The sequence below is a fragment of the Mucilaginibacter sp. NFX135 genome (assembly GCF_048565145.1).
Lineage (GTDB): Bacteria > Bacteroidota > Bacteroidia > Sphingobacteriales > Sphingobacteriaceae > Mucilaginibacter.
Map to the genome: position 1 here is coordinate 1,539,693 of NZ_CP183412.1, position 12,727 is coordinate 1,552,419.

At 41.4% G+C, this 12,727-nt stretch carries 13 protein-coding genes; all 13 read right to left on the reverse strand.

Going from position 1 to position 12,727, the window contains the following annotated elements; translation table 11 throughout:
* Nucleotides 1–9: 9 nt before the first annotated feature.
* Entirely contained in the window at nucleotides 10–1,032 is a 1,023-nt protein-coding gene (locus ACNURT_RS06745) for a glycosyltransferase family 4 protein (protein ID WP_419701087.1), read from the reverse strand.
* Nucleotides 1,029–2,027 carry a glycosyltransferase family 2 protein gene (locus tag ACNURT_RS06750; RefSeq protein WP_419701088.1) on the reverse strand — a complete coding sequence of 333 codons (999 nt, stop codon included), beginning with the start codon at nucleotides 2,025–2,027 and terminating at the stop codon, nucleotides 1,029–1,031. Before ACNURT_RS06750 ends, ACNURT_RS06745 begins: the two co-directional genes overlap by 4 nt.
* Complete coding sequence (locus ACNURT_RS06755) at nucleotides 2,020–2,979, reverse strand: glycosyltransferase family 2 protein (protein ID WP_419701089.1); 960 nt, start codon at nucleotides 2,977–2,979, stop codon at nucleotides 2,020–2,022. The genes ACNURT_RS06750 and ACNURT_RS06755 overlap by 8 nt, the downstream gene beginning before the upstream one ends.
* Nucleotides 2,958–3,887: a hypothetical protein gene (locus ACNURT_RS06760; RefSeq protein WP_419701090.1), complete on the reverse strand. Its 930-nt coding sequence runs from the start codon at nucleotides 3,885–3,887 to the stop codon at nucleotides 2,958–2,960. The genes ACNURT_RS06755 and ACNURT_RS06760 overlap by 22 nt, the downstream gene beginning before the upstream one ends.
* Nucleotides 3,888–4,805, reverse strand: coding sequence for a hypothetical protein (locus ACNURT_RS06765; protein WP_370993893.1), 918 nt, complete (start codon nucleotides 4,803–4,805; stop codon nucleotides 3,888–3,890).
* Nucleotides 4,805–5,716, reverse strand: a complete 912-nt coding sequence (locus ACNURT_RS06770) for a glycosyltransferase (protein ID WP_419701091.1) — start codon at nucleotides 5,714–5,716, stop codon at nucleotides 4,805–4,807. Before ACNURT_RS06770 ends, ACNURT_RS06765 begins: the two co-directional genes overlap by 1 nt.
* A complete protein-coding gene (locus tag ACNURT_RS06775; protein ID WP_419701092.1) occupies nucleotides 5,716–6,930 on the reverse strand; it encodes a glycosyltransferase family 4 protein in 1,215 nt (404 codons plus the stop codon). The genes ACNURT_RS06770 and ACNURT_RS06775 overlap by 1 nt, the downstream gene beginning before the upstream one ends.
* A 17-nt stretch (nucleotides 6,931–6,947) precedes the next feature.
* Nucleotides 6,948–8,102: a hypothetical protein gene (locus ACNURT_RS06780; protein WP_419701093.1), complete on the reverse strand. Its 1,155-nt coding sequence runs from the start codon at nucleotides 8,100–8,102 to the stop codon at nucleotides 6,948–6,950.
* Complete coding sequence (locus ACNURT_RS06785) at nucleotides 8,102–9,490, reverse strand: MBOAT family O-acyltransferase (protein ID WP_419701094.1); 1,389 nt, start codon at nucleotides 9,488–9,490, stop codon at nucleotides 8,102–8,104. The genes ACNURT_RS06780 and ACNURT_RS06785 overlap by 1 nt, the downstream gene beginning before the upstream one ends.
* A gap of 111 nt (nucleotides 9,491–9,601) precedes the next feature.
* A complete protein-coding gene (locus ACNURT_RS06790) occupies nucleotides 9,602–10,525 on the reverse strand; it encodes a glycosyltransferase family 2 protein (RefSeq protein WP_419701095.1) in 924 nt (307 codons plus the stop codon).
* 8 nt (nucleotides 10,526–10,533) lie between these two features.
* Entirely contained in the window at nucleotides 10,534–11,409 is an 876-nt protein-coding gene (locus ACNURT_RS06795) for a glycosyltransferase family 2 protein (RefSeq protein ID WP_419701096.1), read from the reverse strand.
* On the reverse strand, nucleotides 11,406–11,972 hold the full coding sequence (locus ACNURT_RS06800; protein ID WP_419701097.1) for an acyltransferase: 567 nt from the start codon (nucleotides 11,970–11,972) through the stop codon (nucleotides 11,406–11,408). Before ACNURT_RS06800 ends, ACNURT_RS06795 begins: the two co-directional genes overlap by 4 nt.
* Before the next feature lie 11 nt (nucleotides 11,973–11,983).
* Complete coding sequence (locus ACNURT_RS06805; RefSeq protein WP_419701098.1) at nucleotides 11,984–12,721, reverse strand: hypothetical protein; 738 nt, start codon at nucleotides 12,719–12,721, stop codon at nucleotides 11,984–11,986.
* Between the last annotated feature and the right edge of the window lie 6 nt (nucleotides 12,722–12,727).

Consider the following 12,727-nt stretch of genomic DNA (forward strand, 5'->3'; position numbering starts at 1 on the left):
TGATACTCACTACTTGATACTAAATTTATACAATTGCTCATATTGCCTGGCCATTACATTCGAACTGAATTTTTCTTCAGCTACCTTGCGGCAGTTTGATCTGCTTATCGTCGATATACTATTCACCGCTTCAATCATTTCGTTTGCATTGCTGCATACAAAACCGGTTGATCCGTTGGTAACCACTTCGGGTACTGCTCCCCTGTTAAACCCAATTACGGGTGTACCGCAGGCCAGCGCCTCAGCCATTACAATGCCAAAAGGCTCGTCCCAGGTTACGGGCATCAACAGGGCGGCAGCATTACCTAATAGCTCGTTTTTTTGAATATTATTAACCGGCCCGATGTATTTGATCTGGTCCTGATCGATAAAGGGCCTTACCTGTTCATTAAAGTATTGCTGGTGAACTTGTTCAGCCGGGATATTGCCCGCAATGATTAGTTTTTTATTTGTTTTAAGCGCTATTTCGATGGCTATGGCCGTTCCTTTTTCTTGCTGGATCCTTCCTAAAAACACCAATGGCGCGTCTGCATCAACTTCGGCGTTAAAATGATAATCATCCATATCCACGCTGTTGTAAATGGTGGTTACATTACCGATGTGGCTGATTTGCTGTGCGATGAAATTGCTGCAGGCTGTAAAATAAAGCGAATTTTTGGCCGCGATTTTTACCGCTTTTTTTACCTGCGATAGCGTAGGCGGCAACTGGTACGAAACTATTTTAGGCTGTTTAAAAGGCATAAGCGATGCTATATTACTCATGCGGCCGAAAGTGTGTACCACATCGAAATTTTTAAAAAGCAGGGAAGAGGTTAGCAGGTTGATCTTTACAAGATCTTTTAACCCATAATTTTCAGACTCCCGGTAACCGGTGAGTTCGCAGCCCGGTTTCGAATCTGGATTAGCATACAGGGTTATCTCATGCCCCATTTTGAGCAACTCCCTGATCAGTACATAAACCACACGTTCTATACCGCCATATTGTTCGGGTGGCACCGGTATTAGAGGGTTTACAATAAGGGCTATCTTCAATGTACGTTGTGTTTTGACTCCTGGAACCGCAAGCGCGTTTGTTTTAGTAAAAAGCTGTAGGTTTCTTTTTGCGATGCCATGAAGGTTTTCATATAGTTTAGTTTATGCCCGTTTCTGATGAGCCATTTAATAATAACTATCCAATCTGACAAGCTGAAGTATTGATAGAGCAACCTGTTTTTTAACAAAAAGAAATTAGATAAAAAGAAATTGGCAATAGGGCTTGGTTTTAGCCCGCGATGATAGGCCAATGTTTCCCGGATGATCGCAACATTATGGTCGGATGCTTCTATATAACTGGCCAGCAGCATAGCCTGCGAAGCGATCCATGGATACGGATCATTTGAACGGCTTGTGCTTATCGTGATGGCGAAATTGGCCAGGGGTTTATGATTTAAAATTATAGGGTGTTCAAAACTCCGCTCCCTTACCAGTTCCATCACATCAAAGATGGTTTCGGCGGGTATGATATAATGATGGGCGTATTTGCCACGGTACAGCATGGCGCCGTTGGAGCTTATGGCACCTAAGATCTGTTTTTCTGCCGGCCATGAAAAAGTGGTAGTGCACTCATCCACAGGCCAAATGGTTTTACCCGTATTTTGCCATTCGTTGCCGGCTTTCTCCTGCCATAGGTTCATGTTGCTCCAGGACATATTAACTGTTGGATTATTCTCCATCAGGGCGATCATTTCTTCCAGGAAGGTTGCTTCCCACCAGTTGTCATCTTCCAGAATACTGGCGAAATCTTCTGCACAGCCCGCAAAAGCAAGATTAAAGCTGGCAGTTGCCCCCATATTAACCGCATGATCTTTTATAATGAAGCGGGGATCATTTAGCGACTGGATGTAAGTGGCAGGATAGGGATCGTCCGGGCAATCATTATGCAGTTCGCAAACCCAGTTCTGAAAAGTTTGGTTGATAAGGCTTTCTACGGCCCTTGATAGCAGATGATTTCTTTTATAAGTAAATAAATACACCCTGCAGCTAAGCACGTTTTTTGAATATAAATTTGAGATACTGGGTAGTTTTCCATCCCAATATAGATGCGAGTATTTTGGTGTAACCGCCTGCAGGGAAAGTAATTGACGAGCCGCCAAGTTCCTTTACCTTTAGTTCTGATAGGTTAACGATGGTTTTATGCTGAGGGTAAAAATTATAAACCAAGCGCTGAAAACAATCGGCAGCTATCCTGTTTACCCTGTCGCTGGCTTCCTGTTTTAAAAGATACTGTGTGCCCAGGTTTATCGAATGGTATGCCGATTCCGCGCCGCTTGCTGAGGTGGTGGCTGATAAGGATTGGGCAAGCCCGCTGCGGTAATATAAAATGGCATCATTGGTAAACCGTAGCTCATGGGCACATAACAACACCCGGATGAAAAATTCAAAATCATTGATGAGTGAAAGTGTTTCATTCCATAAACCCGAAACCTCTAATATCTTACGCGGAATAAGCCATAGTGCACATTGCAGCATCACCTGTTTGCCGGTCATAGAGGCGATAAGCCAATCGATAGGTTTCATGGAGACTTTTAAAAAGTCATCATCCAGCTGAAAGGTCGCTAATGAATTATTATAAAACCTTCCCCAGGCTGCAAAAGCAATTGCGTTATCATCGCCATTAATTGCCAATACCTGGTTTTGAATATAGTTGGGTGATAACAGGTCATCGGCATCCATAAACTTGATCAGCTCCCCACTTGAAAATTGGAACGCTTGATTGGCAGCCGCACATTGCCCTTTATTTTCCTGGTTGTATACTTTGATCCGGGGATCTGTTAACTGGTTCAGGATATCAGCGGTATCATCTGTCGACCCATCATTCACCACAATGAGCTCCCAGGTGGTATACGATTGGGCAGTAATTGATTTTATTGTATCAGCAATGTATTCGCCGGCATTATAAGCCGGCATGCAAACAGAAACTAAGGGAGTATTTTTTTCCATTCGGTATTAAAGTACGGCAGCTTGGCTTTAAAAATATAATGGCGTACTATTTGTGAATCTTCCACCTCAATTTTACTATCATAAAATATAGGATACCGTTGTTTATCGAGTGGTGTGGCGCCTTGTTTAAATAATACATAACTCATTAAGGTTTGCTCTACCTGGGCAGGGCCTGCATTGGGGTAATGTTTTAGTAAAGTCTTTGCTTTTTCTTCCAGATCGGTGTAATCTATATCGCCGTTATAGGCAATGATACCTCCGTTTACATGGCTTATGCAATTGATATCATATTTGTCTTTCAGCGTTTTTTCGTCATCAACAAAATAAGAACTGCTCAGATGTTCCTGCATGTAAATAGCGGTTTTATTTTGGTACGCATCTATGATCTGTTGGGGCCGGTCAAAAAAAAGCATATCACTATCCAGGTGTATGGCCCATAATGGGGCTGAATGAATATCTATAAGCCGCCTGAAAAAGGGGTGCCATTTTCTCAGATAATGCAAGGTGGGAAATTGAGCGATCGGAAGGAATTTGTCAAGATGCTCATTAACAGTCTTTTCTGCAACAATGCTGACACCGGGAATGGCTCGTGCAATAAAAGCTTCATGTGTTTGACCTAATGTTCCGTCGGAGTAAATGTTTATTTTAACTCTTCCCTGCAAAATCCTGGCAAGCGATTGTGCGCAAAAAATAGTTTGGTGCCAGTATTTAGCGCCGGTTAAATAATTAACCTCCAGTAAATGATCTTTTGCTAATGGAACGGGAGGAATATCCGAGGCCGCCTTTTTCATTTGCTGTTCGCCCTGGTATAATTTGTACCATCCTGTTAAACCAAAATGACGGATATAATACCTGATTTGTAAAGTTGGTTTAAAAAATATCTTGTAAATCAATCGCCCGATGCTCATTTAGCTGATCACTTTTTTCCAGGCCTGTGTGTAATAATATTTTTTGGAGAGATCTACATAATGATGCAGAACAGGAGGTTTAGTATCGCCCAGGGAAGGATTCACTTTATATTTATCCTGATCCAAAATAGTTGATTGTTGCTCACCGATGAGCATAGCGGTTAAAGCCTGCTCCAGGTAATAGCTCGAGCCCTCTTTTTCTTCCAATTCATATACCCAATTATCCAGGGCGGACCAGTTGATCGCGGTACTGTTTAATCCGATAGCCCCCACATTAAGTAAAGGAGGGATAGCGTGACCGCTCAGTTGCTTCATAAGCTGTTTAGAATAACCATAGCTTTCTGCACAGTCTACCATGTGTATAGGCCGATCCGGTTTTTTTAGCCACTGAATGATCTCGTGAGGGGTATCCCAAAATAGCATGTCGGAATCCAATACCAGTTTCCAGTCAGCACCGGGAAGGGTATGGATATCTGTTAATTTTTTTAAATGCGGATATACTTTCCTTTTTTGATGCAAATGAGGGTAGTGCCGTTGAGGTAAACGTTGCTGTAGGTTTTTATCTACTTCATCCTGCATAACAATGGTACAACCAGGAAGCTGTTTTTGAATTTGCGCAACAAGAGTGCTGTCAAAACTGCCGTCATCAACCAGTATAAACTGAAATTCTTGGTTACGGAACTTTACTAATGACCGGATGCAAAATAAAGTTTGATAGAGATAGTTTTTACCGGTCAAAAAATAAACTGGCAAGCCATGTGCATGGCATTGAACAGGAGGTAGCTGCAAAGATGCTTTCATCATTTGCCGGCTGCCACGCATCATGGCCTGATAACTAAAATATCCACCGAAACGCCTGTACCTTTTCAGCCGGGATAAGGGATGGCGGTAGAGTGCATTAATAATTTGCTGTAACATTATAGTTTTATCCGTCCTTCCAGCATGCCGCAGGCTCCCTGCCATTTTATAAAATTAACCTCGTTTTTCCAGGCCTTATAAGTCAGATACGCTTTTATTTTTCTGAGTAACAGTGTTTGTTTATTAATCTTTTTCCATGGGTTGATGTGGTGTTTTTCCAGCAATTGAACCCATGATCTGTTGGTATCCCGGAGCAGTCTGGCCAGGTACGCAGCCTGCATTCTTTCTTTTGATATAATGTGATGAAGCACCAGCTCCGGGAAATATCCCAATTCCCAGCCCGATTTTAAAAGCTGGATGTTGATCTCATTATCTCCGCCCGATGTTAAGGAAGTATCGGTGCGGTCGGTTATGATACTTTTATCAGTAGTCACGGCATCGATGTAAGATTGTAGGGCAATTTTTCTGACGGCCATACCCGCGCCTATAGGGGCAGCATCAGGATAAGTGTTTTTCCATTGGGTAATGATGGTATCATCGCCCAGATCCCGTAAGGCCAGGTTGCCATAAAACTCCGTTAACCAGACAGGGACTTCGCATTCAAATTCCGGCAGCGATTTACCCCCTGCAGCACCTATTTGAGGATGATCTTTAAATATATTTAAAGTTGTTTCCAGATAATCGCTTTGGAGTATATTGTCATCGTCGACCATTATAATGATCACTCCTTTGGCTTCATCAAAACCTTTAAGCCTGGCATATGTAAGGCCTTGCTCCTCCTCTTTGACGATCCTGGTATTTGGAAAGAAACTAAGATCAACGTAAGCATCAAATCCGTTGGAGGAATTATTATCTATTATAATAAGTTCCCACAACAAGGGATCCAGCGATTGTTTTTGTAATGCCGAAAGTGTTTGATGAAGCCTTTTTAAATTAGGATTATAAGTACAGATGATAACCGAGATATCCATCAGGTTAATTTGTTGATCGCCTCCTGGTAATATGTGATTGAGTTGGATGCAAGCTGTTCGTCTGAGAATTTATCTTCAACTGTTTTGTGTGCATTTGTACCTAATTCTTTTCGCAGAGCGGCATCTTCTATGAGTATGGAGAGTTGATGAACAAGGCTTGATACATCCTCCGGTTCGGCTAATAAGCCATTGTAGTGATCTTTGATGATGTCTAATGCTCCACCTGCTTTAAGCCCTATAACAGGTTTTGCATAACTCATGGCTTCAATATATATCAGCCCGAACGACTCGTATCGTGAGGGAGCTATAAAAATATCGCAGCCAGCATAGGCCCTGCTCGCACTCTCTTGATCAACTGAACCGCAAAACATTACTTTGTCCGTAATATCAACCGGATGCTTATCGCGAAAAGTGTTTTCGTAAAAATTATCCTTATCGGTACCAATCAGTTTAAAAACCACCTTTTTATATTTTTCCAATACATAAGGAATTGCGGCTAATAATAGATCGATACCCTTTCTGTATTCAAAACGGCCTACAAATAATATTTCGATCTGATTATTATTGGAGATTTGAACTGGCGACAAAACGGGTAGAGGTATACCATGCGGAATGATATAGAATTTGCCGGCGCTAATACCATACAGGTGTTCCATTTCGGCAGCGTGATGATGGGTATGCGTAATCAGATAATCACTTTTTCTAAGCATCGCAATCTCCATGCGTCCCAACCTTTTTTGAAGCCGTGACTTAAACGGGTAGTACTCCTCCATGATCTGTAAAAACGTGGTGCTCACCCTCACCACAATAGGTATTGGCGGTTTCCTTGTTAAAAGGTTAAAATAGCACAGCGAGTAATAATTGGTTGTTTCTATCACATCAAGCTGATGCTCTTTGATGATCCTGTCCAGGTTTTTAAAAGTAGTCAGCATGCATCGTAGCTTGATCAGAAAATCAAGCACGGCCCATTTGTTTTTAAAAAGCTTATTGAAATAATCCGGTAAAGTTATGGGATAGGTTAATACTGTTATTAAAGAGGTAATTTGTTGGCTCCGGATGTTATCGTTATTTCCATAAGAAGGCCGTATATGCAAAACCACCACCCGGTGACCCTGCTTTGCCAGTGCATTGGCTAAAATGGAGAAATGATTAGCTATACCACTATTAAAAGTTTGTTTATCCGGGTAATAGGGCGTAACTAAACCAATGGTCATCCGGGGTAATTAGTGAATTATTGATTTACTGAATTATTGATTTTTTTAGAGGCACTTTTTAAAGTTTTATTTACCTGCGCTACCCAGGTATCAAAACCCATGGGGTTCCAATGGGCATCACTTAAAAAGTATAGATTATGACTATCTGATTTATAAGTTTTATAGATACTGATGATAGGCAGGTTAGTTTGCCGCTCTACTCGTTCCAGCAGATGGTTATAGGGCATCCGGTTTTCATCATATATAGATACCGGGTTTGGTATAATGCTTAGAAACACTTTTTTAAAACCAATGGCTTCGTAGTAGTTTTTGGCCACTTTAAGGTTTGCTGTTATGCTGTCAATTTGCTGGATGGATTTATACCTGAAAGCCGAATGGATATCGCTGGTATCAACCGTGATGTTTAATAATAATCTTTTTTTGTCGGTACTCACGGCAACTTCTTTGGCTACCCGGCCAAATAAATTATAGTTGAGCGAGGCTTTCAGTTCTTTTATCGGTGTGAATAATTTATCGTCAAATAATAAAAGCTCGAGGTTGCGGCTTAGGTCTTTATTGAAAATGATTTTTCCCAATCTGTTTATTAAAGAGGGGCGTGCTGCGCGGTTCGGGGAGCGAGGAGTTAAAAGCGCCCCCGAACCGCGTAACACAGATCTCGAACCAATGGTCTTGATATCATTTTCCGTCCATCGTATTTCATCTGTTTTGTTGATGTTATAGCCGTTGAGGTTACGCTCTGCAAACTCCATGATCAGGAAGTTTTGTTTAGTACTGTCTACCAGGATAGGGCCGAACGGAAACCGCCTGTCTAAGAACACAACATTATCAAAACCATCAAATGCGCTGGTGAGCGTTTTATCAGCCAGGAAGCTATCGCCTATGATGTAGAGGATACGATTTTGGAGATTACCTCTGTTTATAGAATTGTATTTTTTAAAAGGCTCCAGCTTAAACCTGTACTGGGGTAAATAGCATAAACCGTAAAGGTCGCCGTATGCCCAGCGGTCCGATCTTACAAAAACACGTTGGTATAATGATCTGGGCGTATCGTCGGTATTTAAATGATCAAAATATCTATCCTGTTTGATGCGGTTAATGAACGACTGATTCATGACCATTAGTAGTACGATTGTACTAAAAACTAAAACCAATATGCCGATGATCTTTTTCATCAAAACTGAAAATAAATAAACTGGGCCTCATTAAATATACCCAGGAAATAACAGGCAATAAATAAGATGACCGTTGTAAGCAGCATACCCCGCTTTGACCACTGTGCTTTCCGCTGCAGGTACCACTCGCCGGCTAACAGGGCCAGGATAATGAATATGCAATAGAAGACCTCGTTCCGGGGCATAATAGAAGCTGCCGTATAATAGAAGGGGGCTAAAGTAAAGATCTTGTTCAGAATGAAAAAGCCATCGGTAACTGTATTGGCCCTGAAAAATATCCACGCCAGGCAAACCAAGTTAAAGGTGAGCATCCATTTAAGATAACTAAACCCTTTGACATTAATTTTGAGTTTTTTCAATAGCTGATAACCGATCAATAACAAGCCGTGTACCAAACCCCATACCAGGTATTTCCAGTTGGCGCCATGCCACAAACCACTGATGATGAATACAATGAGTATGTTAATACAGGTAACCATAGAATTTACCCTGCTGCCGCCAAGCGGGATGTAAACATAATCACGAAACCAGGTAGATAAGGAGATATGCCAGCGCTGCCAAAACTCCGCGATGTTTTTGGAGAGGTAGGGCATGTTAAAATTCCGCATGAGTTCGATGCCTAAGGTTAATGCTGCACCTACGGCTATGTCTGAGTACCCGCTAAAATCACAATAGATCTGGAACGCGAAAAAGTAAACCGCTACCAAAAGATCAAATGCCGAATGGCCGTGGGGGTTATTAAATACCGGGTCAACAAACAGCCCCAAGCGGTCGGCGATTACCATTTTTTTAAACAGACCGATCATGATTAAAAATATACCGGTAATAAAGCCTGTAGTATTGAACTTGTTGATACGGTGCAGCTGCGGCAAAATATGCTGAGGCCTTTCAATGGGTCCGGCAACCATTTGCGGATAAAAAAGAACGTATAGCGCGTAAATACCAAAATGCTTTTCGGCCTTTTGATTGCCGCGGTAAACCTCAATAGTATAACTCATGGCCTGAAAGGTGTGAAACGATAAACCAATGGGTAATAAAATATGCAGTAAGGGCATCTGCGGACCGTTAAAGCCATGGCTCAGGAAATTGAAGTTACCTGCGAAAAAATCGAAATATTTAAATATAGCCAGTATGCCTACATTAGCTATTATACTTGCCAGTAAAAAAAACTTTTTATTGCTGCCCTGCGCCTTTTCAATTAATAAACCCGCTATGTAATCAACTACAATGGTGAACAGTATAATTAAAATATATACCGGTTTAAAATACATGTAAAAGTAGCAGCTGGCTAATAAAAGCCATACCCAGCGTAATTTTGGCGCGAGCAAATAGTACGCGCTGGTTACCACCAGGAAAAAGATCAGGAACAGGAGAGAGTTAAATAACATTTGATGTTAGTATCAAGTAGTTAGTATCAAGTATCAAGACACCCTTTTGTTATATATAAGACAAAATCTTCAAAGTCGTGATACTTGATACTAACTACTTGATACTCCAAATTAGATGATCTTTAATAATTTATATAATTTCAGCCTGATGCGGTTCATGAAAACTATTCGTTTCCATTCCGGTACTGGTCCATGTCCTTCGGCCGACCACATTTTTAGGTGATCTTCCTGCCATTTAATTTTTATAGCGGCATCGTGGGTCTTGGCATCATCATGAACATTGACAATGGCCAGTGGCTGCCTGATCCGCTTGCGTTTATGGCCTTTCACCAGTCTTAACCAAAGTTCATAATCAAGCGCGCAATGCATCTCTTCCCAAACCGGCTCATTGATACCCATGCTCCAAAAGCAAGCGGGTTGTGATAAAGATGGTATTTTGATAAAGTAATCGTAAAGGGGCGGAACAGTCACTAATTCTAACTCATCGTTCTTCTTATTAAAGGCATATCCGTAAATAAAATCCGTGGAGCTTTTTAAAAATGTATAGACAACCAAATGGAAGGTATTTTTCAGGTAATAATCATCACTGTTTATCCAGGCGTAGTAGCTGCCGCTTGCCAGACTGAAACCTAGGTTTATGGCATTTGATTGTCCCTCGTCTTTTTTGCTTTGCCAATAACTAATCCAGGGCGAATATTTTTCCAGTATTTCAAGGCTGCCATCTGTGCTGCCACCGTCAATTACGATGTACTCCAGGTTGGGGTAATTTTGCAAGAGAACTGCCCTGATGGTTTCTTCCAGAAAATGCCCCTGGTTAAAAGATGGTGTAACAATGCTGAGCTTTGGCCATGCAGTCTTTTCATCATACTGAGCTGGTGGGGCTTCCTCCGTCCAGGGCCAACCTGTTTTATGGGTCTCTGGTTGAGGTAAAGTTTTCAATAAGCCTTGTTTGGTAAACGGCACCGTTTGCAATGGATATTGGACTCCGCTTTTTTCTAATTTGGCACGATAATGAAGCAGGTTAGGCAGCAGCATTTATGGTTTTATTTTTGACGCTGATAAACGTATTCTATATACTTTTTCAAACTAACCCTATCTATTAGTTTTATTAAAGTTGGATGAAAAGTTTTCAAGAGCCGGTACTCTAAAAGTTTGAATGGTTGCTTTGCGCTGATGTTATAGATTTGGTTGATACCGTTCAGATGATTGTTAAGGTAATGGTCAATAAACTCAAATTTGGATGGGTTCAATTCCCTTTCAATCAATAGGAGTTCCTTAAACCGGTCAACATTATTATCGTTTGATTTTTGATCGTTGTGCAGCCGGTAAACCGAAAAGTATTTTTCCGAAGGAATAAAATTTACACCGCTGGCCTGTGCGCGGGCAAACCACTCCCAGTCGAAACCAAAGTGCAGATCTTCCCGGAGCTTCCCGGCTTGTTCAAAAGCCTTCCTGGTCCAAAAGCTACTGGGTTGTACAATATAATCACCATGTTTAATATCCCAGTTTTTTAAAGGATCGAAAGAACTGCCGTGGACCAAATGGGTAGCTTCATTTAGATGGATACAATTGCCGAACAATAATTCGGCCCGCTCATTGGATAATGCCCGGTTTACTTCCAGCAACGCGCCCGGCAAATAATAATCGTCAGAATTTAGCCAGCATAAAATATCACCCGTAGCTTGCGCAAATCCTTTATTGATAGCGTTACTTTGGCCCGTATCCTTTTCGCTAACCCAGTAAGTGATATGCTTTTCATATTTCCTGATCATATCCAGGGTCTCGTCGCTGCTTCCTCCATCAATAATGATATATTCAAGATTAGTGTATTGCTGCCCGATAACCGAAAGGATAGTTTGTTCAATAAACCTGCCCTGGTTATAAGATGGGGTAATAACAGATATTTTGGCCTGTGTCAAATCTGATACTTGATAAAAGGATTCCACTGTTCATCATCAGGCTCCCTGTATCTTAATATTTTGGCCGGGTTACCGGCCACCACCGCAAAATCAGGGATATTTTTATTGACCACCGAACATGCGCCTATCACAACTCCTTTGCCGATGGTAACACCTCCAAGAATGGTTACCCGTGCCCCGATCCAACAACCAGCCCCGATCACCACCTGTTGGTTGTTTTTGGGAGATAAGGAATTTACCTCATGCGATCCGGATATGATCAGCAAATCTTTTGCGGTTTGGGTATAGTCGCCAATGTTTACGGTATCAAAGGCCCAGATATGATTATCGTGCCCTAAAGAAACATATCTGCCCAAAACAATATTTGTAGGATTGATACACTTAAAGCCTTTATCAATAAAAACAGGATGCGCTGCTTTAATACCAGCTAATTTCCAGGCCCTGTGACCCACCCGCAACCAAAAACCTGATCGGTGACTCCGCGGCATTAGTTGGGCAATAGCTAATATAAATGTCCGTGTTTTTCCGGTTAGAAAATGTTTGGCAGATCTTAATTTATTCAAGTTTAAATGCTTTATCGATAAAATGACCGGAAAAAGGAAGAGAGTCTTTTTTTTATTCTAAAGATCAGTTTTTTTTGGAGATAAAACTCTTTTATAGCCTGCCGGTCATTGTTGTATGGCTGTTCGTTGATGCCGATCCGCTCTCCGATAAATTCAAAGCCTTTTCTTTTAATGGGGAAAGGTTTTTTTTCAAAGAACTCATCGTGTACAGTACAGGAGTTTTTGAACCTGGAATAAATCTCATTTAAAAAAAACTGATCGCTCCCATAAACCAAATTGTTTTTTTCTGCAAAATTGCTGATCATTGATCGCATTTGAACTACGCCGCCCTTAATTCCCCACAAGCCTCCTAAAATATGAAAAGCATTGTGTTCATCTATGGAGCGGTGGTGCGGATGATCGCGCATAATATGGATCATGTTGTTACTGTTAACCCATTCATCAACTGCCAGCTTTTCCCGCATGGTTAAACGCGAATCGCAATCCCTGAAAATAATATGGGTACAACCATCCATATCAGCCGCGTAAAAACGCCAGAACATGCCGTAAATATCTCCTGTTCTGTTTATGGTAATGGCCCCTTTTTCTTTAATAGTATGGATGATCTCCGGAGGAACCGTATCATCAAAATATACAACGATTTGCCAGTCGGGGTATAGTACGGCGGCTTGTTCCATATTTCTGATCATGCCGGTGGTATACAGTGTATTATCACCCCATAAGGAATATGATATATATTTTGTCTTCAAGTTCAG